Below are 26,348 nucleotides of genomic sequence, written 5' to 3'. Positions count from 1 at the left end.
GCGTTCGATCTGAGAAACCCTAGTAAGTAAAGGACACACCATGTGTGGAATTGCCGCGCTGCAGCTGCGCAACCCCTTGCTGCGCCCCCGGATGGGCAGCCTCCTGTCCTCCATGATGTGCCAGATCGTGGACCGCGGCCCAGACTCCGCCGGCCTGGCCGTTTACAACACCCCCGGCCTGGTCTCGGAAGGGACCTCAACCCTGAGCCTCCTCGGCAAGGACCAGGGCCTGCCCGTCGCGGAGATCCAGCTTGCCTTGGACGGAATGCTCCCGTCCGACGCGGCCGCCTCTGTCCGCGTCGTGGGCGACACCACCCTCGTGAGCGCCGCCGTCGGGACCGACCTGCTGGTGAAGGCAGTCAGCGAAACCCTCCCGGAGGCAACCATCATCGGCCGCGGCGAGCACGTTGCCGTGATGAAGAGCGTTGGCCACCCCATGGATATCGCCGCCGAGCACGGACTGGAAGCAATGGCCGGAAGCCAAGGACTGTCCCACACCCGGATGGCCACCGAGTCCGCGGTGACGGCCGGGGGATCACACCCCTTCTCCGTGGCTGATGATCTCTGCCTGGTGCACAACGGCTCCTTCTCCAACCACGCCACCATCCGCCGGGGCCTCTTACGCGAAGGTGTGGTGTTCGACTCCGACAACGACACCGAGGTGGGCGCCCGCTATGTCGCCTCCCGCCTGCAGCAGGGCGACACCCTCGAAGAAGCGCTGGTGAACCTGGGCAAGGTCTTGGACGGTTTCTACACCCTGGTGGTCACCACCGCTGACAGCATGGCCATAGTCCGGGACCCCATCGCCTGCAAGCCCGCCATCATCGCCGAAACGGACGACTACGTAGCTATGGCCTCCGAATACCGTGCCCTGGCAAGCCTGCCCGGCATCGAAAGCGCCCGCATCTTTGAACCGGAACCCGGAAAGGTCTACACATGGACACTCTGACAGCCCCCGAAACCAGCATCGAAGCAACCGTCAGCACGAACGGAGTCCTGGACTCTTTCAGTGTCGATCTCACCGGCAGCCCGGTACGGGAACTCAACCAGGCCCTGCACAACGCTGTTGAAGGGCAGTCCTGGACCGTCACCAGCCCCGGTGGCAAGCACAGCCTCGCCGTCGGCATCGATGCGGACGTGACGGTGACCATCGAAGGCCACGCCGGCTACTACGCCGCCGGGATGCACCAAAAAGGGGAGGTGACCATCAACGGCAACGCCGGCGTGGGACTCGCCGAGAACATCATGTCCGGCAGGGTCCATGTGAAGGGCGACGCGTCCCAGTCAGCGGCAGCCACCGGCCATGGCGGTTTGGTGGTCATCGACGGGAACGCGGGCGCGCGGTGCGGAATCTCGATGAAGGGCGTGGACATCGTGGTGGGCGGCAACATCGGCCACATGTCCGCGTTTATGGCCCAGGCCGGCCGCCTGGTGGTCTGTGGCGACGCCGGCGATGCCTTGGGCGACTCCATCTATGAGGCCCGGATCTACGTCAAGGGCACCGTGGCATCGCTCGGCGCGGACTGCATCGAGAAGCCCTTGCGAGAGGAGCACCTGGCCGAACTCGCCGAGCTGCTGGCCGCAGCAGGACGCACCGACAACCCGGCCGACTTCAAGCGCTACGGCTCAGCCCGGAACCTCTACCACTTCCACGTCGACAACTCGACGTCGTACTAGGAGCCCACCATGACCATCACCTCCGAACCGATCCACACGCAGAACGTTCCCACCCAGAACCTCGCTGAACTCGGCCTGCGCGAGTCCGCCACGTTCGACCGGGCCACCATCGCGGACATCCAGCGGGCCGCGGCCACCGGCGTCTACGACATCCGCGGCTGGGGCGCCAAGCGCAAGGTCCCGCACTTCGATGACCTGCTCTTCCTCGGCGCTTCCATGTCCCGCTACCCGCTGGAGGGCTACCGCGAAAAGTGCGATACCGACGTCGTCCTCGGCGACCGGCACGCGTCCAGTCCGCTGCACCTGCAGACCCCGGTGACCATCGCTGGCATGAGCTTCGGTGCCCTGTCCGCCAACGCCAAAGAGGCACTGGGCCGCGGCGCTTCGGAGGTGGGCACCTCCACCACAACGGGCGACGGCGGCATGACCCCTGAGGAGCGCGGCCAGTCCAAGCACCTCGTCTACCAATACCTCCCGTCCCGCTACGGCATGAATCCCGATGACCTCCGCAAGGCTGATGCGATCGAAATCGTGCTGGGCCAGGGCGCCAAGCCTGGCGGCGGCGGCATGCTCCTGGGCCAGAAAATCACCGAACGCGTGGCCGGCATGCGCACCCTTCCGGTGGGCATCGACCAGCGCTCGGCCAGCCGGCACCCGGATTGGACCGGCCCGGACGACCTCGAGATCAAGATCGGCGAGTTGCGTGAAATCACAGACTGGAAGACGCCCATCTACGTCAAAATCGGCGCGTCCCGGCCCTACTACGACACCGCGCTCGCGGTAAAGTCAGGCGCCGACGTTGTGGTGGTGGACGGCATGCAGGGCGGTACCGCCGCAACGCAGCAGGTGTTCATCGAAAACGTGGGCATCCCCACCCTCGCCGCCATCCCGCAGGCAGTCCAGGCACTCCAGGAACTCGGCGTCCACCGCAAAGTCCAGCTCATCGTTTCCGGCGGCATCCGCACCGGGGCCGACGTCGCAAAGGCCATGGCCCTGGGTGCGGACGCCGTGGCGATCGGCACCGCGGCGCTGATCGCCTTGGGTGACAACGATCCCCGCTACGCCGCCGAGTATGCCGCCATCGGTTCCGCCGCCGGCTTCTACGACGACTTCCAGGACGGCCGCGACCCCGCCGGCATCACCACCCAGGACCCGGAACTCGCCTCCCGGCTGGACCCGGTGGCTGCGGGCAAGCGGCTGGCCAACTATCTGCGCGTCCTCACCATGGAGGCCCAGACCATCGCCCGGGCCTGCGGAAAGTCGCACCTGCACAACCTCGAACCCGAGGACCTCGTGGCGCTGACCATCGAGGCCTCGGCCATGGCCCGCGTGCCGCTGGCCGGCACCAGCTGGATCCCCGGCGCGGGTTAGGGATGCTCCATGCCTGATTCTTCCGACTATGTAGTGGTGGGCGCCGGCCTGGCCGGCGCCGCCACCGCCTGGCAGCTCGCGGCCCGCGGGCACCAGGTCACCATCCTGGAACGCAACGTCCCGGCAAGCCACGACGCCAGTTCGCACGGGTCCGCCCGGATCTTCCGTTACGCCTACCCGGACCCCTTCTATACCCGGGCGGTGCAGGAAGCCAAGGCGCTGTGGGATGGCCTTGCCGTGGACAGCGGCTCGCAACTGATCACGCATTCAGGGGCTGCCGACTTCGGTTCCGAACGCAATCCGCGGCTGCTCGCCGGAGTGTTGGCGCAGGCAGGAATTGAGCACGAGCTGCTGAGTGCGGAGGAAGCCATGGGCCGCTGGCCGCAGATCGCCTTCGACACCGAGGTGCTCTGGCACCCGGCTGCGGGAGTGATCGACGCCGAGACCGCCGTCAACGCCATGGTGGAGCAGGCGGTCAGGCACGGCGCCCGGCTGCTGACGGGATGGCCGCTGCAAGGGCTGGACAGGACCGCTGCCGGCTACCAGCTTCGCTCGGCGACGGGAAAAACGTTCGACGCCGGAAACGTGGTGATCAGCGCGGGCGGCTGGCTGCCCGGGCTGCTGGGGGAGTTGTCGCTTCCCTCAGGCTTCCTGGCCGGGCTTCCCCAAATCACTGTGCGGCAGGAGCAGGCATTCCACTTCCGCTACAGGGATCACGACGGCGGACCCGGCTCTGTTGCCGACGTCGGCACTTCCTGGCCCACGTTCATCCACAAGAGGGCGGACATCCAGGTTTATGGCCTTCCCGGCGGCCGGGACGCAGGCTTTGCCGGCCAGAAGGTCGCCGAATACAACGGGGGCCGGCTCCTCCCCAGCGCAGCCGAACAGACCGGTGAAGTGGACCCCGCCAACCGCGGTCGCGTGGTCGATTACGTCCGCCGCTTCCTGCCCGGCCTGGTTCCGGAGCCGTACGCCGAAACCACCTGCCTGTTCACGAATACGCCCAACGAGGACTTCATCGTCGACCGCGTCAACAACGTCACCATCCTCTCGCCGTGCTCCGGGCACGGGGCTAAGTTTGCGCCATTAGTCGGCCAATGGGCGGCTGACCTTGCCACCGGTGACGCGAACGTGCCGCTGCGCTTCCGGACGGCGACGGCGGCGGTCAGCTCCCGCTGATCCCACCCCAGCACTTAACTCGAGAAACGGACCCCCGTGACTGCCCCCATCTCTTCTTTCACCCCCTCAGCGATGGCACTGCCATCCCAGGCACTGCCGCGGCCAGCCGCTGCAACTTCTGTCCAGGCAGAGCCGTCCGCCGCAACGGTGAGCGGCCTGCTCAGGGATATCGCCGACGTCGGCCGCGACAGGGCCCGCGGAGGCTACTCCCGGCCGGTGTTCTCCAACGCCGAGACTGAGCTGCGGAGCTGGTTCATTGCCGAGGCCGGGCGCCGCGGGCTGGACGTCCACACGGACCACAACGGCATCATCTGGGCGTGGTGGGACACCGCCGCCGGCAGTCGGCGAAACGCCGTGGTCACCGGAAGCCACCTCGACTCTGTCCCGGGCGGCGGTGAGTACGACGGACCGCTGGGGGTCGCCTCGGCGCTGGTCGCCGTCGACTTTCTCAAGGCGCGCGGACTGCGTCCCCGACGCCCGCTTGCCATTGCCGTGTTCCCCGAAGAGGAAGGATCACGCTTTGGCGTGGCCTGCCTGGGGTCGCGGTTGCTGACCGGCGAACTGGATCCGGACAAGGCCCGCCGCCTGAAAGACCCGGACGGGAACACGTATGCCGACGTCGCCGCCGCCAACGGGCAGGACCCGCGGCTCATCGGTGCCGACTACAAGACCCTTCAGCAGCTGGGCGTGTTTGTGGAGCTGCACGTTGAACAGGGGAGGGGCCTGATCGACCTGAACCAGCCTGTGGCGATCGGTTCATCCATCCTTGGCCACGGGCGGTGGAAGCTGACGGTCACCGGTGAAGGCAACCACGCGGGCACCACCCTCATGAAAGACCGGAAGGACCCCATGATTGCCGCCGCGAAAGTCATGGTGGGCATCCGCGACACCGCCCGGAAGTACCGTGACGCGCGGGCCACCGTGGGGCGGATCCAGCCCGTCCCGGGCGGAACCAACGTCATCGCCTCGCGTGTGGACCTGTGGATCGACGTCAGGCATCCGGACGACTCCATCACCGCGGCCCTCGTGGAAGCCATCGGACTCAACGCCCAGGTGATGGCCGCCGAGGAAGGCTGCACCGCCAGCCTCACCGTGGAGTCACTGAGCCCCACGGCGCATTTCGATACATCGCTGCGGGACCGGCTGAAGGAGCTTCTGCCGGCCGCGCCCGTCCTGGACACCGGAGCAGGGCACGACGCCGGCATCCTCAGTTCGCAGATTCCCACCGCCATGCTGTTCGTCCGTAACCCCACCGGGGTATCGCACTCCCCTGATGAGCTGGTGGAGGACTGGGACGCCGAGGCCGGTGCCGTGGCGCTCGCGGACTCGCTGGCCGGGCTGCTGGGGGAGGCGCGCGCCGTCGGATAGTGGTTGTCCTGCCCGCCTTAGTACCTGACGCGGTACGTCATGAGCACACAGCCGCCGTCGATGGTGCGCGATTCTGTCAGCTCGAGGGCAATGCGGCGTGCTTGGGGCTTGAAGAACGGGACGCCGGAGCCCAGCAGCACCGGATGGACATTGAGGCTGACCTCGTCGATTGCGCCAGCTTCGAAGAGCGAGCCGGCGAGGTCACCGCCGCCCATCAGGCAGATGCCCTTGCCGGGCTGCTTTTTGAGCCGGTTGACGAAGCCGCCGGCGTCGGAAGAGACCAACTCCACCCCTTGCGGCGCATCCGTCAACGTGCGGGAGAAAAGGTACGTGGTCATGGGTGGGGTGCCGCTCAGGTCCGGGGTGGCCTCGCTGACTCCGGTGGCCTCGGCGCTAAAATCCTGGCCGGCCGAGAACTCCCAGGTCTTTCGGCCCATCAGGACGGTATCCACCGTGGACCAGTACTGGCTCATTACTTCTTCGACGTCTGAGCTGAAGTGCAGCCAGTCGATAGCGCCGTCGCTGCCGGCGATGAAGCCGTCGAGGCTGCACGCCGCACCGTAGGTCACGGTCCGCATCGGTCTTCCCTTCACTTCCATGCCCCCTAAAAACAGTAGGCCCGAAGCAGGACTTTGGCTACGGCACCGCCACCTATGATGGCTCCTATGATCAATCACGCCCCGGAGGGAACAGACGCCGCACAGACCGCCGGCGGTGCCACTGCCGGCAACACGGCCGCCGTCGTAGACCCGGGCGCTTTAGCCGATCCTGGCGCCGTTTCAGGCAAGCTCGAACAGGTCATCGCCACGCAAGTACGGCACTACCGCACCGCCAACGGCCTGTCCTCGGCCGAGCTCGCTGCCCGGACCGGTCTGTCCAAGGCGATGATCTCCAGGATTGAAACGGCAACCACGTCGTGTTCGCTGACTACGCTCCAGCGGCTGGCGGACGGCCTCAAAATTCCCGTTACGGCGCTGTTCCGAGGGGCGGACACCGACCGCGACGCCACATTCACTAAGAACGGCCAGGGCAGCCTGACTGTTCGCAGCGGCACCCAGCATGGCCATGAGTATCGGGTCCTGGGCGCTCTGAAGGGGCGGACGGACGCGCTCGAACCGACGCTGGTCACCCTCACCGATGCGTCCGACGTGTTTCCGCTGTTCCAGCACCCGGGCACGGAATTCATCTACATGTTGGCCGGAAAGATGGTTTACGGGCACGGCGCCTACGAGTACACGATGGAAGCCGGCGACTCACTCCTGCTGGACGGCGAGGGCCCTCATGGGCCGTTGGAACTGCTTGAGCTGCCCATCAAGTTCCTGGCCATTTCTGCCAAGTAATCCGCCCGTGTTTCGGACCGTGATCCCGCATGTATTCCGGGCCATGTTGCCGTCCGATTTCCGGCACAGAAGTACGGCAGCATTCCTGAATCCACAGCGCGTTCGATCCAAAGTGCGTTCATGAGACGTGTGAAACTCACGTGCCCGTGACTGAAACGTTGATTTAACCGGCCGGAAACCCACGGCGAAAGTCCCGCCATACAGTTGGAACCAGACGGCAATAGCTGCCCTCCGATGAACGTGGTACTGACTCCGCGTCCCTCCTTTCGGAGCGGCTCTCACGGGCAATTTCCGTTCTCTCTTCGCATCACGAAAGGGGTTTCCCATGGATTCGGGAAATGTCGCATGGATTCTGGCCAGCTCTGCGCTGGTCTGTATGATGATCCCCGCCCTGGCCCTGTTTTACGGGGGCATGGTGGGGTCTCGTCGCATTCTCAACATGATGATGATGTGCTTTGGCGGCGCGAGCCTGGTGGCAGTGCTTTGGGCGCTCTTCGGGTATTCGATGGCCTTCGGAAATTCGGTAGGCGGTCTGGGGCTCATCGGGGACGTCACGGAATTCCCGGGCATGGGACAGCTGCTCGCCGCCGACGAGGCAGCCTCTATTCCGGTGATCCTCTTTGCCGCGTTCCAGCTGTTCTTCGCGTGTGTCACTACGGCCCTGGTTGCGGGAGCGGCAGCCGGACGTATGAAGTTCGGCGCCTGGATGCTGTTTGCCGGAATCTGGGCAACCATCGTCTACTTCCCCATCGCGCACTGGGTCTTTGCCTTCTCCTCGGCTGACGGCAGCGTCACGGGCGGCTGGATCGCGAGCGGAATCAAGGCGATTGACTTCGCCGGTGGCACCGCGGTGCACATGAACGCCGGCGCGGCAGCCCTGGCTCTGGCGTTGGTCCTGGGCAAGAGCTCCGGCTGGCCCAAGATGGAACACACGAAGCCGCACAGCAGGCCGCTGGTGCTCGTTGGCGCCGGTCTGCTTTGGGTTGGCTGGTTTGGCTTCAACGCAGGCTCGGCGCTCTCCGCCGGCCAGTCCGCTTCGGTGGTTTTCCTCAACACTGCCGTGGCGGCTTCTGCCGGGCTCCTCGCCTGGGCCCTTGTTGAGCGGCTCCGCCACGGCGCGGCCACCAGCATGGGCGCAGCATCCGGCCTGATCTCGGCCCTCGTTGCCATCACGCCGGCCTGTGGTGCTGTCAGCCCGCTTGGCGCACTTGCCATCGGCGCCATCGCAGGCGCTGTCTGCTCCTTGGCCATCGAGCTGAAGTTCCGCCTCGGCTTTGACGATTCGCTCGACGTCGTGGGCGTCCACCTCGTGGGCGGCATCATCGGCACCCTGCTGATCGGCCTGTTCGCCACCGATGCAGCCCCGAACGGGGTGAGCGGACTCTTCTACGGGGGCGGCGTTGAACTGCTGGGCGTCCAGGCGCTGGCCACGGTTACGGTCCTCGTGTACTCGTTCGGCATTACGTGGATCCTGGCTAAGATTCTCGACCGGATCATCGGCCTGCGGATCAAGCCCGAGGACGAAATGCGCGGCATTGACCTCGCTGCCCACTCGGAACTCGCGTACCTCACGGACGAAGACCCCGTGGAACTCGGCTCGCCGCAGCGGGCCTGATAGCCAGAGGGCCTGATAAGGAGGGGACGCGTCCCTAACACGCGTTATCCCTTAACAGCAGTCCGGGTGGTGCCATCGGCACCACCCGGAACGCGAGTCCGGCGATGGGCCGAACAGCGGACCGGTGTCAGCAGCAGCTGGCTTATAGTTCCGCAGTTCGGCCCTTAGTCGTTTACTGCCTCAGTTGTTTATTGCCTCAGACGTTGATGCAGACCAGGTTGCCGTCGTGGACCTCCAACACGGCAGCGCGGACGTGGCTGAGGTGGGTCCTGGGGTCCGCTGTCATGCCGTCGATGTCCTCGCCGTTCCAGTGGGGATGCGTGAAGTACACGATCAGCGCGCGCTCCTTGCCTTCAGCTGACGGTTCCAGCGGCACAACGTCGGCGTGCCTGCCCGCTACTGGACCGCCGTCGGCCGTTTCTGGATCGGTCAGGATAAGGCCGTCAAGGTATTCCTGCCGGGTCCAGGAGCCGGCGGCGTCCTCCGAGCGGTAGATCGCCTGCCCACGCCATTCGTCGACGATCATCCAAAACTGGTCCTCGAGCTTGAAAACTTTGGGTCCTTCGTGGGGTCTCCCGGGAATGGTCAGCCCCTCAAGAACCCACGACGACGGATCGGCAGGCGTGCTGCTAACGGCGCTGTAGGTGTTGGATCCGCGGGCCTCGTCCTTGTACCAGAGCCGGTATTGGCCGTCGCCGCACAGGGCTACTGCCGCGTCGATGACGCGCGGGGAGTCCAAGCCGATGGCACCTAGGTACTCCCAGGTGACCAGGTCGTTGCTGGCGAGTTGAACGATGGCCGCGTCGCCGGTCCAGTCGGTCCGTCGGCCGCCCAAGACTGTCAGGTACATGATCCATTGGTCGCCGATCCGTACGACGTCGGGCGCCCACAGGGTTGCCGGCCGTTCCGTTCCTGGTGGGATGAGTCCATCCACGGTTCCCTGATAGGCCCACGTGAGTCCACCGTCGGACGAGCGGGCCATCCCGATTGCGGTGCCGTGCACCCATTCGACGCCAGTCAGCCCTGTTTGCGTGGCCCGGCGCTGGGTATAGAAGAGCACCCAATCGCCTGTCAGGTGGTCCGGAACCAGGACGGGATCGGTGGGGCCGTCCCAGACAGGATCCCGGTAAGGGGTCTTGAAGGCGTCGGGGTTGAGGGCGACGACGTCAGGGGCTTCAGGGTGGCTGATTGAGCCACAGGTTGTTGATTCGGGGCGCACGGCAGTCTCCAGGTGGACGGGCGGGTCGGATTTCCGTACAGCATATGCGGGAAAGTGCTTTCCCGCAGCTAGGGGTTTATGGTTTGTCCTCGTAGCGGGATGCACCGTCCGGGCCGCATTCCTCCGGGCCCGGTTAGATCGGCGGGGTTAGTTCGGCCGGCACCACTGCCGAGCCCCATACGGGCATGGGATCTTTGAGCCTGGCTCCGTCAGGTAACGTCCCGTCAGGTAACAGCCCTTCAGGCAGCGGACATTCGGGGACGGCGCCGAGGTGCGGGACATCTGCGGCAGGGTTGTCTGAAGGCGGGAGTTCGTCAGGCCGCAGGATTTCGCCAGGCCCGATTTCTCCAGACAGGGCAGGGCTGAGTGCTTGATTAGGAAGCTGATTCAGGATGTGGGGTGGCCAGTGGGGTGGTTCCCAGTCTTGGTGTTCGCTTTGGTAGTGGCGTCCGGTGGGTGAGGTCCAGCCGGGTGGTTTGTCGATGCTTGCTTCGGTGGGTGTCCAGGCGGTGGTGTGTTTCAGCCGGTGGTGTTTGGGGCAGGGCTGGCCGAGGTTGCTGATGCCGGTGGTGCCGCCGTCGGCCCAGGCCAGGAGGTGGTCGGCTTCGTTGTCCAGGGAGTGGTTGTTGCAGCCGGGGAAGGGGCATTTGCCGTCCCGCATTCTCAGCCATTGGCGCATCGCGGCGGGGATCCGGTAGCTTTGGCGGCCGATCTCCAGTGGTGCCCCGTTGCGGGGGTCGGTCAGGACGCGGTGGAACGAGCCGGCGCCGTCCGCGACCAGGTTGCGGGCCATCGATGCCGGGATCGGCCCGTAACCGTCGAGGGTGGCTGGTTCGTCGGTGAGGCCCATCAGCGCGAACACCGGCACGGTCACCAGGACCTGCGCCGCCGGCGACGGGACCCGTCCACCGATCCCGTCCGGGACAGGGGCACGGTCGGCCAAGGCTTCGTTGCCCGCCGCGGTCCCGTTGGTTTCGACACGGCCCGCCACGATCCCGTTGGCCAGGACGCTTCCAGCGCCGCCATGGCTGTCGGGGGAACTACCAACGGTAAGGTCAAGGCCCGCGAGACCGCCTGCCGAGACGTCGCGGTCCGGGGCAGCACTGCCTGCGGCGGTCCGGCGGTCCGCGGCGCTGCCTGCCGTGCTGGAGTAGCCGCTGGTACCGGCCCCCGACGTCATTGGTGCTGGGGCTGCCGGCTGCTGTGTCTCTCCTGCCCCCGGCCGCGCTGTTAGTGCTGCTGGCCGTGGTGCCGGTGAAGCCGGCGCTGAGGAGCAGTTGGGCGGCGACATCCGCGCGGAGCTGGGTGATGGTGCGGGTCTCGGCCGGGCCCTGGAGGGTGCGGGCGGTGGCGGTGATGCCGTTCCAGATCCCGGCTGCCCGGTCCGCGGGCAGGTAGGCCGAAAGCCAGGTCATGCCGTCCCGGTCCGGGACGTACTCCAGCCGCCGGTCCAGCACGCTCCTGGCGTGGCGCTTTTCAATACTCACCGGGTGGTGGCGTTCCCGCCAGGTCCTGGCCTTGTGCCGGAACCGGGACGGGACCAGCTCCCCGGCCGGGCACTCCCGGGCCCGGTCCGGCACGTCCGGGCCCAGGAAACGGGCCTCCAACGCCGCCGCGCCGGCCGCATCCAGGCCGGTCGTTTCATCGACCATGACCTTCGCGTGCTGCCACGACAGGTCCCCGGACTGCAGCGCGGCCAGCGTCAGCGGCAAGGCAGTGGTCAGTTCATGGGCCTGTGCCAGCAGCGCAGAGGCCGAGCGTTCACTCACCGTCAGGGCACACGCGACCTCGGACACCACACCCATTTCCTGGGCGGTGTGTTCGCCCGGGGTCCTGACCGGGCCGTCCAGGGCCGCAGCCTTCCCGGCGTACGCGGCGGCCAGGCGCACCCTGAACGCCGCCACCATCGCGTCCACCCGGACCGAACCGCCCAGCCCGTCCAGGCACGCATCGGCCTGCCCCCGCAAAGGATCACCACCCCCGGAACCCATCCCGGAACCCGTCTCGGAACCCCGGCCATCCAGCCCCCGGCGCATACAGGCAGCAAACTCGGCAGCAGCAGCCTCAAACGCCTCCACCGCCTCCTCAACACCCGGGATCCCCATACCCCCATCATCCAGCGAGACGCCAACAAAAACAGCCCAGCACATCGCCTATGTGGATAACCTCCCGGCCCCTTCCTAAAGGAGACGGGGAGGTTGTCGGACGGGCTCGAACAGGCCCAGTCCCCGAAACTGGATCAGTCCTTGAACAGCCCGGCGAGGTCCTCGGCTGTAATCGAACCGCCGGACAGCGCGTCGCCCTCCATGACATCCGCGAACAGTTGCGACTTCCGGGCCTTCAAAGCCATGACCTTTTCCTCGATCGTGTCCTTGGCAACGAGCCGGTACACCATCACGTTCCGGGCCTGGCCGATCCTGTGCGTGCGGTCCACGGCCTGCGCCTCGGACGCCGGGTTCCACCACGGATCCAGCAGGAAAACGTAGTCGGCCTCGGTCAGGTTGAGTCCAAATCCGCCGGCCTTCAGCGAAATCAGGAACACCGGCGCGGTGCCGTTCTTGAATTCATTCACGACGTCGCCACGGTTGCGGGTGCCGCCGTCGAGATAGCAGAACTCGATCTTCTCCTCCACAAGCCGTTCCCGGACCTTGCCGAGGAAACCAGTGAACTGGCTGAAGATCAGCGCACGGTGGCCCTCGGCCACGAGGTCCTCCAGCTGCTCGAACAGCACGTCCAGCTTCGACGATCGGACCCCCGAAAGCGAGGGATCCACCAGTGACGCGTCCAGGCTGAGCTGCCGCAGCAGGGTCAGCGACTGGAAAATCGTAAAGCGGTTCTTGTTCACGTCCTCGATCAGCCCCAGGATCTTCTGCCGCTCACGCTGCAGATGCGTTTGGTAGACCTTCTGGTGCCGCGGGTTCAGCACCACCTCCAGGATCTGCTCCTGCTTGGGCGGCAGGTCCTGGATGACCTGGTCCTTGGTGCGCCGCATCATCAGTGGACGGACCCGGCGGCGGAGCTTGTCCAACTGCGCCTTGTCGCCGTTCTTTTCCACCGGCTTCTGGTAGTACTCGGCGAACCGTTTGGGGCTTGAGAACAGACCAGGCGCCACAATGGACGTCAGAGCCCAGAACTCCATGAGGTTGTTCTCAAGCGGAGTACCGGTGATGGCCAGCTTGAATACCGCGGGCAGCTTCCGGGCGCACTGGTAAGCCTTGGACTGGTGGTTCTTCACGAACTGGGCTTCATCGAGCACCAGGCCAGCCCACGTCTTGGAGGCGTAGGAGTCGTAGTCGATCCGGAACAGGGCGTACGAAGTGATAACGATATCTGCGCCGCCCAGTTCAACGGCCGCGTCCTGGCCATTCTTGGCAAAAGTCTCGCTCACGGTCCGAACCGTCAGGCCTGGCGCAAAACGTGCGGCTTCCGCCGCCCAGTTACCCACGACGCTGGTGGGGGCAACCACCAAAAAGGGAGTGCCGCCGTCGGGCGCGGGAGTTCCGGAAACCGTGGGAGTTCCGGAAACCGTGGGAGTTCCGGAGGCCGCGGCGGTTCCGTCGGCCGCGATGGTTCCGGCGCCAGCGGAAGCGCCGCCAGAGGGCACCCCGTCTCCAGACAGAGCGCCGTGCTCCTTCGCCGCGCACATCAGCGCAAGGGCCTGCACGGTCTTGCCCAGGCCCATGTCGTCCGCGAGGACACCGCCCAGGCTGTGCTTGTACAGGAAGCTAAGCCAGTTGAAACCCTCCAGCTGGTAGGGGCGCAGTTCGGCATTGAGCGATGAAGGCAGCGGCAGGCCTTCGATCCCGCCCTCAAGCAGACCGCCAACCGCCGAGCGCCAGGCCGCGGCTTGCTGGTCCACTATGCCCAGGTGCGCGAGCTCGTCCCACAGCCCGGCCTGGAAACGGCTGATCTGCAGCGGAGCATCCTTGTTGTCCTGCAGCGAGCGGGCTTCCTCGATCAGGGCACGCAGCTGGTGCAGTTCCGGAAGGTCCAGCGAGAAGTACGCGCCGCTGGGCAGGAGCATCTTGGTCTGGCCCGCTGCCAGCGCGGAAAACACCGCCGCAAACGACACCGGCTGGCCCTCCAGCGAGATCTGGATGCCAAGGTCGAACCAGTCGCGCTGCTCCGTGGCCTTGGTGGAGATGGAAACCACTGGTGCTTCCTCGGCCTCGCGGTAGTCGGCGATGTCTCCGGCGGTGTCCACGGCCACGTCAGGGGCCTGCCGCAGCACGGGCAGGACGTCCTCGGTGAAGGCCAGCGTGTCCAGGCCGCTCAGCTCAACGGATGCGGCGAGGCGCGGGGTTCCCCAGCCGGCGGTGGCCGACTCGCCCAGCGCAGGGACCACGTTCCACGGCTGGCCGATGCCTTCCAGGATGCGGGCCTCGGCGGTGTCGTCGCGGTAGCCGTGGTCGCCGGGGTGCCGCCACAGAGGCTGGGCGGTGACCAGGTTTCCGGTCTTGTAATGCCACTCCCAGTGCAGCCGGACCCGGTGGTCGGCGCCGTAATTGGCCAGCAGCGAGAGGGTGGGGACGGCCAGGGCAGGAAGCTCCACCGATTCGTCTTTCGCGGTGACCCGGGCGGCTTGCTTGAGCTTCGGGTAGAAACCGGTGAGGAAGCGGGTCTCGTCCTTGGCCGGGATATGCAGGGTGCTGCCGGCAGTGACGAACGTCAGCAGTTCCTCGCTGAGCCCGCTTTCCAGCGGAGCCAGGGTGATCACGCTGTCCGCGGGCGCTCCGGGCAGCGTTTCGCCGCCCGTGGTCAGGAAGATGCCGTGCGCAGGGCGGCCGATGGTTCCCACCGACGCCGGATCAACCTCTTCCCCCTCAACGGTGATGGTGGGCGCAAGTTCCAGCCCGCCGTCGTCGTCAGTTCCCGCCTTGGACCCGGAAACAGCATCCCCACTCACCGGGGAGCCGTAACGGCTCAGGTTAAGCCCGACGGCGGCGGGAGACTCCGCGAGCCGCACCGGGTCAGTGCCGCGGCTGTGGACCAGGGCGAGGCCGATCTTCTTGGCGTCGGCGAGCAGGCCCCACATGTTTTTGCCCGCGAAGGTATTCAGGCCCAGCCACAGGGCGGAGGAGTTGTGCAGCCGGTTGGCGGCGGCGGTGTGCGCGGCGAGGAACGTCTGCATCCACTCGATGTGCGCCTCGTTGCATTCGCGCCGGAAATTCAGGTAGCTGAGGGTGTTCCAGGAGACGTCGCCGCGGATCCATTTGCCCTTGGTTCCCATAATCACGGGCCGGGCCTTGAGTTGGCGCACGCTGCGCAGCGGGTCGCGGCGGCCGGTGTAGGAGAAGTGCGGAGCAGGCTCCTCGATCTCGAACTGGAGGGCCAACGGGATGCCGTTGCTTGATTGGGTGATGCCTGGCTGGGAAATGAGCGGGCTCAGGGCCTGCTCCCAGTCGGCCACGTCGAGGCTGGCGGGTTGGCGGGAGAGGCGGGAAACTTCCGCCGGGGCCAGGAGCTGGACGCGTATGGCAGGGTTGTCCTCGGCGGCGAAGAGCAGCGCGGCCACGTGTTTGCAGTCCTTGCGGACGGGGCAACTACAGACGCCAACGGTGCAGCTCCAGCCGCCTGTTTTCCGGACAAGCTTGGCCGTGGTGGAGTAAGGGACGTCGGCGCCACCCCGGACTTTGCCCAGCATCAGCCCGGTGGCGGCGTCGAAGGAAATCCCGGAAACACGGCTGCCCATGGCATACGCCAGCCCGGCCGCGAGGGAGCGGTCGTTAATGGCGGGTGTCTGTATTGCCAGTGCCGCACTCTCGTCCGGTTGGGATGGCATGGTGCGCGCTACTTTCAGCTGGCCACGGTGGACCCGTGTCCGATCGATGGTTATCTGATCCATCTTAGTTCGCCGGAACGGGCGCCCAAACTTCGCCTGACGTTCACCTTGGCCTCAACCGGGCGCGCACCCCGCCCACGTAGCGTGAAAAGTGTTCCGAGCACCACCCGCTTACGCAGTGAGGATTACCATGACCGCGAGCCAGCAACCCGTTGTTCTGACCACCGGCAGCATCGAAGCAGCTGATGAGGAGGTGGTGGACGCGAACGTTTTGGTGGTTGACGCCATGCACCGCGAACTCCTCCAGACTGACGAAATTTCTCCCGTGGCCATCCGCAGCTATTACGTGGATTTCTACCTCACCCAGTCCCTTGAGGGTGGCTTCGCGCAGTACGTATTCACTTCCCTGAACCGCGACGAGACGGACACCCTGGTCCGCGAAGGCATGGCCAGCATGGGTGCCACTGCCCACCTGGACCTGTTCAACCGGACCGTTGAGGCGTTCGATGCCCTGTCCGAGGAGGACGTTGAGCGGTACCTCGATGGCGCCCTGGATGACGACGAGGAGCCGACCGAAGGCGTGCTTGCCCTGGAAGAGCTCGACGGCGAGTTCGAGGAGCTCCTGGAAACCGAGAACATCACCGCACTGAACGCTGCCTGGCTCCGCGGCCAGGAGTCATTGCTGGTGCTGGACGAAGATGGGCTCACTGCCTACATCGCGCAGCGCGTTGCATCCATCCCGAACCTTGCCGAACGCCAGGCCAAGGCCGACGCCGAGGCCTTGGAGGATGCGCCGGACTTCGAAATCATCATCCGCGAGCTGTGCAACATTGTCGGTTACGCGCTGCAGAAGATCACCATGGGGGACCCCAACTACCTGCACCAGGGCGAGAAGACGCTGGCCTGGCACTTCAGCACGGACCACGGCGACTTCATCATGGTCGAAGACGACGACGAGGCCTTCATGATCGATCCCGTGACCCAGGAAATCGTCGCCGCCGTCGAGTTTGAAGAGGCCGACGACGACGAGATGGTCGACGCGTAGGACTCTCGCCGTCGGCGCGGGGCTGGTCGGGGTTCGCCCAGTTCGAGGGAACGGTGCGAGTTCGCGGGATCGTTCCAGCGAACTCGCACCTTTCCCGCGAGTTCGACGGCGGGTGCGGCGCCAGAGCGGGCCGGGAACCCGCCGTCGGGCTTGCCTAGCGGTTCTGTTCCAGGGCCGCGGCCAGTATCTCCAGGAGTTCCTCATCCACCTGGTCCGCGGACGTGAGGCGGACGCGGCGGTCGAACGCGTCGTCGGCGCGGACCTTGATGGTTTCCAAGCGGCCCCCAGCTGCTGCGTCCAGGCCTGAGGCGTCCAAGCCCGCGGCCTCCAGCCGCTGTGTGTCCAGCCGCAGAGTCACATCCACGGCCGTATTCGTGGTCCGGGTGACCTGGGCGAACTTCCGGCGTGGGCTGTGGAGCGAGACGTAGCCCTTGCGCATCTGGATCTCTACGCCCTCGGTGGCGGAAGCCCAGGCAAGGATGGCGTCCGCGATGGGCCGCAGCTGCGGGTGGTTGGCGTACTGGCCGTCGATCAGTTCGTCGGCGTCGCGGAGCATAAAATCCGGGTATCCAAACAGCTCCCAGGACACGGCGTATTGCGCATAGCCGGTGACGCCGTGCTCATCGCGCATCCAGGCGCGGAGCTGGGCGTCGTTCTGTATTCCGGCGCTGCGTGCCTGCCCAGCCCAATAGCCAACGTCCTGGCCGGTCTTCCGAAGCAACAGAGCCTGATTGCTGTCCACCATGGTCTGCCAGGTTTTGGCGGTTTTCCGGGGTTCCTGGGCGTTGGGCATGCTTCGATCGTAGTGCTGGTCAGCGGGGCGCGAGGAAAAATTTTGGGGCGGCCGTAACTTTTTCGTTCTGGCCAGCGATGTAGGGGGTGATGGGTTCCCCACGGAACCGGATCTGAATTGTTCTCTAGGTTTTGGAGTATCTCTATGTCGTTGTTCACTGTTCTCGCCACCAGCAAAGTCGCCGCCGGAGTCCTGGCAGCTGGCACCCTGGCCGTCGGCGGAACCGGCGTTGCTGCTGCAACCGGCGCCCTCCCGGCGGAAGCCCAGCAGACGGCCCACGAGATGCTCGGCGCCCCGGCCCCCCAGCTGGCTGCCAACGCTGCAGAGTCAGCTGCCGCTGACGGAGACCTCGACGCTTCCGGCGATGCAGCAGTGACCGGCGAAGCAGCCGTGTCCGACGACGAGATCGCCGCTGACGCCAAGGTCTCCGCCGCGGCAGGCACCGCTGTGGACGCAGCTGGCGCCGCAGCGTTCGGCCTCTGCACCGCCTTCACCAACGGTGGGCTCAACGAAGCCTCCGAAGGCTTCTCCTCGCTGGTGATCGCCGCCGAGGGCGAAGCCAACGTTGACGCCTTCTGCGCCGACGTCATCGCGCAGGGTGCTGCTTCCGCTGACGCCGCCGCGGCAGCAGAGGGTTCCGCCGCCGTCAAGGCTGAGCGTCCCGAGCTTCCCGCCGTGCCTGCCGTTCCTGCGGTCCCGGCTGTTCCCGGTGTCGACGGCGAGCCCGCAGTTCCGGCCGTACCCGCCGTGCCCGGCGACGTTGTGGACGCACCCGCCGTTTCGGCCCACTAGGACCTGGTCGGCTAGTCTGGACTGCGGGAATCGCGCCCCTTGGGCCGGATTTCCCGCAGTCCATGACGCCGTTCAAACGGCAGTCCGAGAGGCAGTCCACAGAGGCAGCGGAACCGTCCGCTCCGGAAACCGGGATGTAGTGGTCCACCGCCCGGGATGGAGGAGCCACTGGTGCTAGACACTTTGGCCGAAGAAAATATCGAGATATTCGCAGACACAGCCGGCGCTGATCCGGCCGTGCTCTTCGGCGCTGTCTACCGCACTTTTTCCGGCGCTGTGCTCGGCTACCTCAAGGCCCGGGGCGTGGATGATCCCGAAGCTGTCACCCAGGACGTCTTCCTGGCGTTCTACCCCAAGATCGGTGAGTTGACCGGCGGGCTGCAGGGCGCCAAATCGTTGGTTTTCTCGATTGCGCACGCCCGGATGGTTGACTACTACCGTCGCGTTGAGCGCAGGCCCGACTTCACCCCGTACGACCCCCTGCAGGACGGCCGCAGCACTGCGTCGGCGGAAGACCACGTGCTGGGCCACGGCGACGGCGCAGCCCACTTGCTGGAAGGACTGGCCGAGGACCACCGCGAAGTCCTGGCATTGCGGGTGGTGGCCGACCTCTCCATCGAACAGGTGGCCGGCATCATGGGCAAGTCCCCAGGTGCCATCAAGCAGCTCCAGCGCAGGGCCCTGCAAAATCTCAAGGACCAAACTCTTAGAAGAAACCAGGCAGATCATGAGTGACACCGCAGGCTCCCGCAACGACGGAACGGTCGACCGGCTGCTCCGCGAAGCAGGGTTCGACGACGACACTGACCTCCGCCCTGCACTGCTGGATCTACGTGGCCTCGCCGCCGCACAGCCCCGGGCGTCCGCCGCGGTAGCAGCACTGATGGCGCCGCCGGCTGAAAAGGTTGAGGGGGCTGAACAGGCTGCCACCACACTCCTGGCGGCAGTCCCCGACGCGGCGGCACGTCCGGAGCCGCAAGCAGCATCTCCAGCAGCTGTCACCGACGAGCTGGCCGCCCGCCGTCGTGCCAAGCGCAGGATCACCCTCACGACGCTGTCTTTGGCGGCCTCCTTGGCGGCAGGCGGAGCGGTTGCCGTTGCCGCCGACCAGGGCATTCGTGAATCCTTTGGCCAGCTTCACCACGCCGTGACATCATTCATGGCTAACGCGGGTGGCGGTCCCGCACCCGTTCCGGTTGGGACGCCGGTTCCTGCTCCCGCACAGCAGGGCCCTCCCGCATCGGCGCCCGCCGCGCCGGCAACCAGCGCTGCGCCCGCAACTCCTGCCCCGGAATCAGGGGACAGCAAGGGTCCGAAGCACACACCTGCTCCGACGAATCCGGCGTCAGTTCCGCTGCCGGACCTTCCCGTGCCGGAGAATGTCACGCCGGGTGTTCCTGGTGGACCGCTGAAAGGCGAGGATCAGCCGGCAACCCTGCCGGTGCCGGCCACGCCTCCGGTCCCAGTACCCACCGTTCATCCGTAGCAGCCGGAATCAGGGGTGGAAGCGACGAAAGCGTCAGTAGCCTGTAGACGCCGTCTTGATCATTTCGCCTGCCGGATTCGCCAGGTACCAGACGTCGCTCACGCCTTGCCCCAGGATGTCGCCCGGATTCTTATCCTGCTCGTAGTAATACAGCGGCAGTCCGTTCAGGGTCATCTGCTTCGCACCGTCCGGCGTCGCGATAGTGCCCAGGGTTCCGCTGACGCCCTCCGCTGACGGCGTTGCCGCGGTGCTGAGGACCGGCGGCCACATCGTGAGGCAGGCTCCCGTGCAGGCGCTGGTGCCGGAATCCTTGACGTCCTTGGTAAAGAAGTAAACGCTCATTCCTTTGGCGTCCACAACGATGGTGCCGGCGCTGGAGGTTGCTGTCTTGAGGTCGACGGCGGCCGCAGCGGTTGGGCTGCCGGTCGCCGCGGGTGAGGCGGGAGCGGGGCTGGTCGCCGAGGGAGTAGCCGCGGCTGTGGTGCTGGTAGTTCCCGGGCTGCCCCCGCAGCCTGCCAGGGCGGCCATAAGGGCCAATGCGGCAAGACCGGTGCCCAGATGCTGTTTCATGGGAATGCTCCTCGGCTGGGGCCCGGCGTCGGATCACCGGACGCTAACCCGTAAGACGCGCCAAGGTGAAGAATGGTTCAAAAGGCAGATACTCTCCTCGGTTACGCCGGCAGGGTGTCCGCCGGCAAGGTGCCCGCCAGCGATGAACCGTTTGTGGACTGCGGACGTCGTATCAGCCGAATGTGCAAGCGTGAATCTGCACATGGAGAAACCGTTCCGCGTTTCAGGGCCGGGATCACGGACACTGACTGGCGGCGAGTATCAGGGACAGGAGGCGCCGGCATGCCCCTCGATGAGGACGTAGTGGCCGCGATCTACCGCGACCACGGCTCGGCCTTGCGTCGCTTTGTCCTCAGCGCTTCCCGCGATCCTCAGCTGGCCGAGGATGTGGTCCAGGAGACGGTGCTCCGCGTCTGGCAGCAGGCCCCGGAGATTACCGGCAGCCTGCGCAGCTACCTGTTCCGGACAGCCCGCAACATCATGATCGACAACTACCGTAAGGCCCAGCGACGGCCGGCCGAGGCGCTGGAACGTGAACTCACCGATCCCGCCGAAGCCGCGGAGCGGGTGGATGAATTGCTCAACCGCGTCCTGATGGAGGAGGCCCTCCTGCGCCTCAGCGCCGAACACCGCGACGTCCTGGTGGCGCTGCATTACCGACGGTTCACCGTCAACGAGGCATCGGTGCAGCTGAACATTCCCAGCGGAACCGTGAAATCCCGGGCTTTCTATGCGGTCCGCGCCCTCCGGACAATCCTTGATGAAATGGGGGTGGAACGGTGAATGCCGCCGATCCGCACCAGTTGCTGGGCGCCTACCTCCTCGGCGGCCTCGACCCGGCCGATTCGCAGCGCTTCGAAGCCCACCTCGAGAACTGCGCCGACTGCCGGGCGGAACTTGCCGAGCTGGAAAGCCTGCCCGCCTTGCTGGATGCAGTCCCCGTCCCGGATGCAGTGGCGCTCACCGCAGCCCAACGCACTGCCGCGCCAAAGGAACCTGCCGTGTCCCCGCCCCGGGCCATTCTGGACGAACTCGCCTCCCGCCGTCGGACATCACGACGGCGGTGGTCGGCGCTGGTGGGCGCCGTGGCCGCCGCCTGCCTTGCCCTCGGCCTCGCCGCCGGGCCTGTTCTCAACCGGCCGCCGCAGCCGGACGCCAGTTACTCGGTCCAGTCCGGGGACGGCCTGCATTTCAGCGTGGACCTGGCACGGAAAACGTGGGGAACCGAGCTGGCCGTGAATGGCAGCAGCATGCCGCTGGACGGGACGCTCTCGCTGTGGATCCGGGACCGCGACGGCGGGGAGGACCGGGCGTGCGCGTGGACCGCCACGCCAAGCGGCAGGATTCGGGTCACCGGAGCCACGCCCGTCCAGCTCGGGAGCATCGCCAGTGTGGAACTGCGGGATGCAACCCAGCAACCGGTCGCCGTGATCACGGTGCCCTAACGGCTGTCAGTTAACCGGGCAAAAGGCGGCGGCTACGGTTTCCCTGCAGAGGCGCGGAATTCGGCCACGAGCTCCGGGTCCTCGCACGCCCGGGCAAAAGCTTCGATCCGTTTGTTGATCTCCTTGCCAAGGAGCCAGGCGCCGATCCTTTCGGCCACCGGGCGCAGCCACGCCGGGCGGCAGGAGAAGGTGTACTTCCAGACGGCCCGGGTGCCGCCGTCGTCGGGAGTGAAACGCCAGCCGCCGCCGAAGTTTTCAAAAAACCACGGCCCGGAGACCATGGTCATCCCCACATTCCTGGGCGGGGAAAAGGAAACGTACTCGCTGACCATGACCAGGCCCATGCGGGAAACCGTCCGGGTGCGGACTCCTTTTCCGGCCGCGGCCGCGCCGTCGAGCCACCCCTGGGCGGAGATGAAGGGATCCCATTTAAGCCGGAAGTCACCGGTGGTCTGGGAGAAAGCGAAGGCTGTCTCCGGATCGAGGCGGATGAGGCGTTCGGCGCGTACCTGGGGCATGCTCCCCACCCTAGCCCGGCCGGGTAATGGCGTTACTGTGTCATCTTGGCCAGTTTGGCCCGCACCACCATGTAGACGCCGTAGCAGATCAGCCCGGCGCCCACCGCGGCGAGCAAGTATACGCCGAAGGGCTGGTCCCGCAGCGCCTTGAGCCCGCCGTCCAGGCCGGTGGATTCCTCCGGGTGCGCCCGCAGGGTGGCGATGGCTATCAGCAGTCCGGTCAGGACCAGGACAATTCCTTTGGCAACATAGCCTGTCACGCCCAACACGGTGACTGCAGTGCGGGCCCGGGGGTCGGTCGGCATCATGAGGTGCTTTTCGAACGACTTCTTAACGCCGCGGATCCCGTAGATCACACCGGTGACTGCGATTCCCACGCCCAGCAGGACCAGGACCGCCACACCGCCGGGCGCCTTCATCAGGCCGACCGTCAGGTCAGTGGCAGACTGCTGGTTATCCCCGCCGGATCCGGTTCCCAGGGCAAACGAAGCGAGCGTCAGGGCAAGTCCCGCAAACACCAAGGCCTGCGCTGCTGCCTTGAGTTTCTTTCCAGCCTTTTCCTTGGTGGGCAGGTGGCCGTAGTCAAATATCGCGTCGCTGGCTTGCCAGAGGGCCAATGCCGCACAGGCCGCGAAGCTCCCCCACAACAGGAAAGGCCCCGCCGGCTGGCTGGCGAGCTCCGCCACGGCGCCGCTGAAATCGGCGCTTCCGCTGCCACCCGTGGCCAGCCGGATGGCGATGAGGCCCACAAGGAAGTGCAGGACTCCGCTGGCTGCAAAACCGGCCCTCGCCAGCAGCTCGAACGTGCGTGAATTGGTGACATCCTCCGCGGCATCTGCGGCTTGCCTTAGTTCTTTTTTGATGGCCGTTCCTTTGTGCAAGCGCCCAGGGAGCGCGAATGTGCGTGCCCCCACCACAAGGCCAATCGTGCCATGTCAACCCGCTTCCGAACAGCCCGTTGGTTGCCCTGGAAGAGACCCTGCTGAAGCCGACCCGGCATGGGTAGTGATCCCCATCGCCGCGCGAGGGATGCTGTGGAACGATATGGTCAACCGCAGGCCCTGGGCCGCACACTTCTGTTGGGGAGACACGATGACCATATACGGCGCTGACGTCAGCCAGTTGCGCGAGTTGGCCAAAGCGGTGGAAAGGGCAGCCTCGCTCCTCAGCAGCAGGGCAACATCGCTGCAGGGCCAGATCCAGGCCGCACCGTGGAAAGGCGCCGATGGCGAACATTTCCGCCAGGACTGGACGAGCAACCACCGCCCCAGCCTGGAACGCGTGGTGTCGAGCCTCCGGGAGAACTCCAAAATCCTTCTGAAGCATGCCGAAGAGCAGGAGAATGCCTCTGGCGGCAAGGGCGCCGGCTCCGGCAGCATCTGGGACAGGCTCCAATCCCTAGCCAGCCAGGCCAGGGAATGGCTCAGGGTGCAGGCCGAGAAGGCAGCCGAAGCAGCGGCCCACCGGCAGGAACTCGAGCAGGGCCTGGACAAAATGCTGGACGCAAGCCCCGAAGAGCAGGCGCAGTGGTGGAACAGCCTGTCCGCTGCGGACCGCCAGTACCTGATCGAAGGCGAAGGGGAGGACGGTCCCTTCGCCGAGGACCTGATGAGAATGGACGGCGGCATTCCGGAGTCCGCCCAGGAGCAGGCGAAGCAGCACCTACAGGACATTGCCAGGGCCGATATCCCCGTTTACACAGAATCCGGCAAGGCATCCATCGAAGCCAGGGTTGCCTGGGTCCACGGTGGCGCCGAGGTAGGCACCCAGGTAGTCGAGAACGCTGACGGTTCGGCCACCATGAAGGTGTACGGAAACATGGGCCTGGGCGTCAATGACACCTCAGGGACCGCCGGCGTCACGCTCAGCGGGGAGGTCTCCCGTGAGTACACGTTCGGCAGCGTGGAGGAAGCCATGGCTGCCAGGGAACAGATGTACAAGGACCTCCCGCCGGACAGCGTCGGAGAAATCAAGGACGTTGCCGGTAATCCGCCGGGCTACATCCTGGACACCATCAACGACGCCGCCGAGGACAACGGCTCAACAGGCCAGACGGACAAGGCCAAGGGGACGCTGTCGCTGGAAGCCGAGGGTGAATCGGGCCCAGCGTCCGGTTCAGCGAAGCTGGATCTTGCTTACGAGCGGAACCTGACGGACGGTACCGCCACCGCCAGCGGTGAGGTGTCGGCGCAGGGCAAGCTGGACCTTGAGGGGCGGGTCTTTGAAGCATCCGGCAAGGGTGGCCTGGAGGTGAACATGGATAAGGGCAACAACATTGAGTCGGTCTCTGTCTCCATGGAAGGCACCGTAGCTGAAGGCGTAACGGCCGGAACCGACGTGAAGGCTGCCAAGGTGGAGTCCACCGTGACTGCCGGCACCCAGGGCACGGTGAAGATCAATGTTGACTACTCACCCGAGAACAAAGCTGTGATCGATAGCTACCTGCGGAATGTGGCGACAGGTAACGACGCCGGGGCGGCATCGGACGCCGCCAAACTCTACGAGGCCGGCTCCGCCACCGTGCAGGTCAATACTGTCGTGACAGCGACCAACGAGGCCGGCTTCGACGTGAAGCTGGGCGAGGTGGAGGTCAAGACCGAGAACCAGGCCACCACCAACGTGTCCACGTACTATAAGGTCCCGAACGACACGAAGCTCGAAAGGCTCTGACGTGCACATCGAATCCCCGCTCGGCTTCATCGCCGACTTCCCCGAGCACACGCAGGTACTGGAAGACTCATCGGCCGGACCCAACACCGCGCAGTACGGCTTGCTGGGTGAGGTCCTCGTGACAGTAATCAAGGATGACACGTCCGTCCAAGGCGCTGCCCAGGCCAACGGTTGGGCGCACCTGATGTCCGAGTTCTATCTGGAAGAGCGCAAAGGGACCCTGCTCACTGAGGGTGAACTGAACATTCCAGGCAGGTCCTCGTACGCCGTCCTGGTGGGCTACACGGACCAAGAGGGCTCGGCCAAAGTGGCCGCGTCCGTGGGTACCTGGCAAAACGACCGGTTCATTGGGACCTTGGTCATCTGGCCCTACATCAACCCCGAAACCGAACCGCGGGTTGACCTCCTGAAGGAGGTCGTCTCCTCTATCCGGCCTGCCTGAGGCGCCCCTCGGGCAGCGGCAGGCGCCCCTCGGGCAGCCGCCCGCGCCATGCGCTGCCGGTTACAGCCGGCGGTAGCAGAGGTCGAAGATCAGCCGTCCGGCCTCGTGCGCTTTGGCCTCGAAGCTGGTGCGGATCCTGCCCTCGAAGCGCGGGGCCCAGCCGCCGGTTTCGTCGATGCCCTCATTGGGGCCGGTGTGCTCAGTGCTCACCGGGGCGCGGCCCTCGCGGACCGGGGCGCCGCCCACCAAGGACTCGACGCCGGACTGCCACACCTGCGTCAGGGGGCTCTCCGGGCCACGGCGCTGGCCGGTGTGCAGGTTCTCGAAATCGGCCGAACCTGCGAGGACGTCGCGGACGTGGACGGCATAGTTGGACCAGTCCGTGGCGATCCTCCAGAGACCGCCCGGTTTGAGCGCCCGCGCGGCAAGGTCTGCGAATTCCGGTTGGATGAGGCGGCGCTTGTGGTGCCGGGATTTGTGCCACGGGTCCGGGAAGAAGACCCACAGTTCGGTGACGGAGCCGGCGGGCAGCATGGTGGCCAGCACCTCCGGGGCGTTCGCCTCCACCACGCGCACGTTCTTGAGCCCGCGGCTGTTGATCTTGATGATGGTGTTGGCCAAGCCGGGTGTGTAGACCTCGACGGCCAGGAAGTCGGTGTCCGGGTTCTGCTCGGCGGCGTGGCAGATGGCGTCGCCCAGGCCGGAGCCGATCTCCACGATGAGCGGGGCGGTGCGTCCGAACTCGGCTTCGGCGTCGAAGGTGTAGTCAGGGTGCACCGAGGTGTTGGCGACGTGCCGGGGGACGTCCACTGCCCATCTCTCGGCGTGCTCTTCCCAGGCAGTCTGGCGGCGGCCCTGCAGCCGGGTTCCGCGCCGCACAAAGCTGACCGGCCTGCCGCCGTAGGTGCCGAATGACGCCTGGGTGCCAGGTGTTACCGGCCGCGGGACATGCGGCGGCTGGGGGGTTTCTGGGGTTTCGCTCATCCCTTCCAGAATAGAGGAAATCGGCGTACGGGCGGTCCGTGGGGACCTGCTG

The 26,348-nt window shown here is 66.0% G+C and carries 23 protein-coding genes and 1 pseudogene; 15 read left to right on the top strand and 9 right to left on the bottom strand.

The features are described 5' to 3' along the window. The first annotated feature begins 40 nt into the window (after nucleotides 1-40). From ACLKOZ_RS18825 to ACLKOZ_RS18805, 5 genes are all read left to right on the top strand, one after another. On the top strand, nucleotides 41-949 hold the full coding sequence (locus ACLKOZ_RS18825; RefSeq protein WP_436477342.1) for a glutamine amidotransferase: 909 nt from the start codon (nucleotides 41-43) through the stop codon (nucleotides 947-949). Continuing rightward, nucleotides 937-1,677, top strand: coding sequence for a protein glxC (locus tag ACLKOZ_RS18820; protein WP_436477340.1), 741 nt, complete (start codon nucleotides 937-939; stop codon nucleotides 1,675-1,677). Before ACLKOZ_RS18825 ends, ACLKOZ_RS18820 begins: the two co-directional genes overlap by 13 nt. A gap of 9 nt (nucleotides 1,678-1,686) precedes the next feature. Then, the gene (locus ACLKOZ_RS18815; RefSeq protein WP_436477338.1) at nucleotides 1,687-3,048 is read left to right on the top strand and encodes an FMN-binding glutamate synthase family protein; all 1,362 of its coding nucleotides are present in this window, start codon (nucleotides 1,687-1,689) and stop codon (nucleotides 3,046-3,048) included. Nucleotides 3,049-3,057: 9 nt separating this feature from the next. After that, the gene (locus tag ACLKOZ_RS18810) at nucleotides 3,058-4,227 is read left to right on the top strand and encodes an FAD-dependent oxidoreductase (protein ID WP_436477336.1); all 1,170 of its coding nucleotides are present in this window, start codon (nucleotides 3,058-3,060) and stop codon (nucleotides 4,225-4,227) included. A 72-nt stretch (nucleotides 4,228-4,299) separates the two neighbouring features. Continuing rightward, nucleotides 4,300-5,595, top strand: a complete 1,296-nt coding sequence (locus ACLKOZ_RS18805) for an allantoate amidohydrolase (RefSeq protein WP_436477430.1) — start codon at nucleotides 4,300-4,302, stop codon at nucleotides 5,593-5,595. A 17-nt stretch (nucleotides 5,596-5,612) separates the two neighbouring features. Here the strand turns inward: ACLKOZ_RS18805 and ACLKOZ_RS18800 are convergent, their stop codons facing one another. Continuing rightward, entirely contained in the window at nucleotides 5,613-6,173 is a 561-nt protein-coding gene (locus ACLKOZ_RS18800; protein ID WP_436477334.1) for a dihydrofolate reductase family protein, read from the bottom strand. An 87-nt stretch (nucleotides 6,174-6,260) separates the two neighbouring features. Here ACLKOZ_RS18800 and ACLKOZ_RS18795 point away from each other — a divergent pair, with 87 nt between their 5' ends. Next, nucleotides 6,261-6,935, top strand: a complete 675-nt coding sequence (locus ACLKOZ_RS18795) for a helix-turn-helix domain-containing protein (protein WP_436477332.1) — start codon at nucleotides 6,261-6,263, stop codon at nucleotides 6,933-6,935. A 325-nt stretch (nucleotides 6,936-7,260) separates the two neighbouring features. Further along, nucleotides 7,261-8,550 (top strand): ammonium transporter, encoded by a 1,290-nt coding sequence (locus tag ACLKOZ_RS18790; protein ID WP_337347382.1) that lies wholly within the window; start codon nucleotides 7,261-7,263, stop codon nucleotides 8,548-8,550. A gap of 196 nt (nucleotides 8,551-8,746) precedes the next feature. Here ACLKOZ_RS18790 and ACLKOZ_RS18785 read toward each other — a convergent pair whose 3' ends face one another. From ACLKOZ_RS18785 to ACLKOZ_RS18775, 3 genes and pseudogenes are all read right to left on the bottom strand, one after another. Beyond that, a complete protein-coding gene (locus tag ACLKOZ_RS18785; protein WP_436477330.1) occupies nucleotides 8,747-9,769 on the bottom strand; it encodes a family 43 glycosylhydrolase in 1,023 nt (340 codons plus the stop codon). 133 nt (nucleotides 9,770-9,902) lie between these two features. Beyond that, nucleotides 9,903-11,874: pseudogene (locus ACLKOZ_RS18780) on the bottom strand (DUF222 domain-containing protein). 134 nt (nucleotides 11,875-12,008) lie between these two features. After that, nucleotides 12,009-15,551, bottom strand: a complete 3,543-nt coding sequence (locus tag ACLKOZ_RS18775; RefSeq protein ID WP_436477328.1) for an SNF2-related protein — start codon at nucleotides 15,549-15,551, stop codon at nucleotides 12,009-12,011. 190 nt (nucleotides 15,552-15,741) lie between these two features. Between ACLKOZ_RS18775 and ACLKOZ_RS18770 the strand changes: the two genes are divergently transcribed. Continuing rightward, on the top strand, nucleotides 15,742-16,596 hold the full coding sequence (locus ACLKOZ_RS18770; RefSeq protein WP_436477327.1) for a DMP19 family protein: 855 nt from the start codon (nucleotides 15,742-15,744) through the stop codon (nucleotides 16,594-16,596). Between the two features lie 154 nt (nucleotides 16,597-16,750). Here ACLKOZ_RS18770 and ACLKOZ_RS18765 read toward each other — a convergent pair whose 3' ends face one another. Continuing rightward, on the bottom strand, nucleotides 16,751-17,389 hold the full coding sequence (locus ACLKOZ_RS18765; RefSeq protein ID WP_436477325.1) for a DUF5655 domain-containing protein: 639 nt from the start codon (nucleotides 17,387-17,389) through the stop codon (nucleotides 16,751-16,753). A 144-nt stretch (nucleotides 17,390-17,533) separates the two neighbouring features. Here ACLKOZ_RS18765 and ACLKOZ_RS18760 point away from each other — a divergent pair, with 144 nt between their 5' ends. From ACLKOZ_RS18760 to ACLKOZ_RS18750, 3 genes are all read left to right on the top strand, one after another. Then, complete coding sequence (locus ACLKOZ_RS18760; protein ID WP_436477323.1) at nucleotides 17,534-18,181, top strand: protein tyrosine phosphatase; 648 nt, start codon at nucleotides 17,534-17,536, stop codon at nucleotides 18,179-18,181. A 156-nt stretch (nucleotides 18,182-18,337) separates the two neighbouring features. Next, nucleotides 18,338-18,916 (top strand): RNA polymerase sigma factor, encoded by a 579-nt coding sequence (locus ACLKOZ_RS18755; RefSeq protein WP_436477321.1) that lies wholly within the window; start codon nucleotides 18,338-18,340, stop codon nucleotides 18,914-18,916. Continuing rightward, the gene (locus ACLKOZ_RS18750; RefSeq protein ID WP_436477319.1) at nucleotides 18,909-19,667 is read left to right on the top strand and encodes a hypothetical protein; all 759 of its coding nucleotides are present in this window, start codon (nucleotides 18,909-18,911) and stop codon (nucleotides 19,665-19,667) included. Before ACLKOZ_RS18755 ends, ACLKOZ_RS18750 begins: the two co-directional genes overlap by 8 nt. A gap of 33 nt (nucleotides 19,668-19,700) precedes the next feature. Here ACLKOZ_RS18750 and ACLKOZ_RS18745 read toward each other — a convergent pair whose 3' ends face one another. Next, nucleotides 19,701-20,237, bottom strand: a complete 537-nt coding sequence (locus ACLKOZ_RS18745) for a COG4315 family predicted lipoprotein (protein ID WP_436477317.1) — start codon at nucleotides 20,235-20,237, stop codon at nucleotides 19,701-19,703. Between the two features lie 282 nt (nucleotides 20,238-20,519). On the opposite strand from ACLKOZ_RS18745, the gene ACLKOZ_RS18740 reads away from it, so the two are divergent. Continuing rightward, nucleotides 20,520-21,020: a sigma-70 family RNA polymerase sigma factor gene (locus tag ACLKOZ_RS18740; protein WP_337347373.1), complete on the top strand. Its 501-nt coding sequence runs from the start codon at nucleotides 20,520-20,522 to the stop codon at nucleotides 21,018-21,020. Beyond that, nucleotides 21,017-21,682, top strand: a complete 666-nt coding sequence (locus ACLKOZ_RS18735; protein ID WP_436477315.1) for an anti-sigma factor family protein — start codon at nucleotides 21,017-21,019, stop codon at nucleotides 21,680-21,682. Before ACLKOZ_RS18740 ends, ACLKOZ_RS18735 begins: the two co-directional genes overlap by 4 nt. Before the next feature lie 32 nt (nucleotides 21,683-21,714). Here ACLKOZ_RS18735 and ACLKOZ_RS18730 read toward each other — a convergent pair whose 3' ends face one another. After that, nucleotides 21,715-22,200 (bottom strand): SRPBCC family protein, encoded by a 486-nt coding sequence (locus ACLKOZ_RS18730; RefSeq protein WP_337352070.1) that lies wholly within the window; start codon nucleotides 22,198-22,200, stop codon nucleotides 21,715-21,717. 32 nt (nucleotides 22,201-22,232) lie between these two features. Then, on the bottom strand, nucleotides 22,233-23,081 hold the full coding sequence (locus ACLKOZ_RS18725) for a DUF1206 domain-containing protein (RefSeq protein ID WP_436477313.1): 849 nt from the start codon (nucleotides 23,079-23,081) through the stop codon (nucleotides 22,233-22,235). A gap of 211 nt (nucleotides 23,082-23,292) precedes the next feature. Between ACLKOZ_RS18725 and ACLKOZ_RS18720 the strand changes: the two genes are divergently transcribed. Then, nucleotides 23,293-24,870, top strand: a complete 1,578-nt coding sequence (locus tag ACLKOZ_RS18720) for a hypothetical protein (protein ID WP_436477311.1) — start codon at nucleotides 23,293-23,295, stop codon at nucleotides 24,868-24,870. A gap of 1 nt (nucleotide 24,871) precedes the next feature. Next, on the top strand, nucleotides 24,872-25,312 hold the full coding sequence (locus ACLKOZ_RS18715; protein WP_436477309.1) for a hypothetical protein: 441 nt from the start codon (nucleotides 24,872-24,874) through the stop codon (nucleotides 25,310-25,312). Between the two features lie 60 nt (nucleotides 25,313-25,372). On the opposite strand, the gene trmB is transcribed toward ACLKOZ_RS18715, so the two are convergent. After that, a complete protein-coding gene (gene trmB / locus ACLKOZ_RS18710) occupies nucleotides 25,373-26,296 on the bottom strand; it encodes a tRNA (guanosine(46)-N7)-methyltransferase TrmB (protein WP_337347367.1) in 924 nt (307 codons plus the stop codon). Nucleotides 26,297-26,348 lie beyond the last annotated feature (52 nt).

Origin of the sequence: Arthrobacter sp. R4 (assembly GCF_051365025.1) — a bacterium.
Classification (GTDB): Bacteria; Actinomycetota; Actinomycetes; order Actinomycetales; family Micrococcaceae; genus Arthrobacter.
Note: the sequence above shows the minus strand (reverse complement) of the source record. Positions and strands in the feature narration are given on the sequence as shown.

Excerpts from the sequence above, each read along its gene's own strand:
- ACLKOZ_RS18825 (WP_436477342.1), top strand. The coding sequence starts at position 41 with ATGTGTGGAATTGCCGCGCTGCAGCTGCGCAACCCCTTGCTGCGCCCC.
- ACLKOZ_RS18820 (WP_436477340.1), top strand. The coding sequence starts at position 937 with ATGGACACTCTGACAGCCCCCGAAACCAGCATCGAAGCAACCGTCAGC.
- ACLKOZ_RS18815 (WP_436477338.1), top strand. The coding sequence starts at position 1,687 with ATGACCATCACCTCCGAACCGATCCACACGCAGAACGTTCCCACCCAG.
- ACLKOZ_RS18810 (WP_436477336.1), top strand. The coding sequence starts at position 3,058 with ATGCCTGATTCTTCCGACTATGTAGTGGTGGGCGCCGGCCTGGCCGGC.
- ACLKOZ_RS18805 (WP_436477430.1), top strand. The coding sequence starts at position 4,300 with ATGGCACTGCCATCCCAGGCACTGCCGCGGCCAGCCGCTGCAACTTCT.
- ACLKOZ_RS18800 (WP_436477334.1), bottom strand. The coding sequence starts at position 6,173 with ATGCGGACCGTGACCTACGGTGCGGCGTGCAGCCTCGACGGCTTCATC.
- ACLKOZ_RS18795 (WP_436477332.1), top strand. The coding sequence starts at position 6,261 with ATGATCAATCACGCCCCGGAGGGAACAGACGCCGCACAGACCGCCGGC.
- ACLKOZ_RS18790 (WP_337347382.1), top strand. The coding sequence starts at position 7,261 with ATGGATTCGGGAAATGTCGCATGGATTCTGGCCAGCTCTGCGCTGGTC.
- ACLKOZ_RS18775 (WP_436477328.1), bottom strand. The coding sequence starts at position 15,551 with ATGCCATCCCAACCGGACGAGAGTGCGGCACTGGCAATACAGACACCC.
- ACLKOZ_RS18770 (WP_436477327.1), top strand. The coding sequence starts at position 15,742 with ATGACCGCGAGCCAGCAACCCGTTGTTCTGACCACCGGCAGCATCGAA.
- ACLKOZ_RS18765 (WP_436477325.1), bottom strand. The coding sequence starts at position 17,389 with ATGCCCAACGCCCAGGAACCCCGGAAAACCGCCAAAACCTGGCAGACC.
- ACLKOZ_RS18760 (WP_436477323.1), top strand. The coding sequence starts at position 17,534 with ATGTCGTTGTTCACTGTTCTCGCCACCAGCAAAGTCGCCGCCGGAGTC.
- ACLKOZ_RS18755 (WP_436477321.1), top strand. The coding sequence starts at position 18,338 with ATGGAGGAGCCACTGGTGCTAGACACTTTGGCCGAAGAAAATATCGAG.
- ACLKOZ_RS18750 (WP_436477319.1), top strand. The coding sequence starts at position 18,909 with ATGAGTGACACCGCAGGCTCCCGCAACGACGGAACGGTCGACCGGCTG.
- ACLKOZ_RS18745 (WP_436477317.1), bottom strand. The coding sequence starts at position 20,237 with ATGAAACAGCATCTGGGCACCGGTCTTGCCGCATTGGCCCTTATGGCC.
- ACLKOZ_RS18740 (WP_337347373.1), top strand. The coding sequence starts at position 20,520 with ATGCCCCTCGATGAGGACGTAGTGGCCGCGATCTACCGCGACCACGGC.
- ACLKOZ_RS18730 (WP_337352070.1), bottom strand. The coding sequence starts at position 22,200 with ATGCCCCAGGTACGCGCCGAACGCCTCATCCGCCTCGATCCGGAGACA.
- ACLKOZ_RS18720 (WP_436477311.1), top strand. The coding sequence starts at position 23,293 with ATGACCATATACGGCGCTGACGTCAGCCAGTTGCGCGAGTTGGCCAAA.
- trmB (WP_337347367.1), bottom strand. The coding sequence starts at position 26,296 with ATGAGCGAAACCCCAGAAACCCCCCAGCCGCCGCATGTCCCGCGGCCG.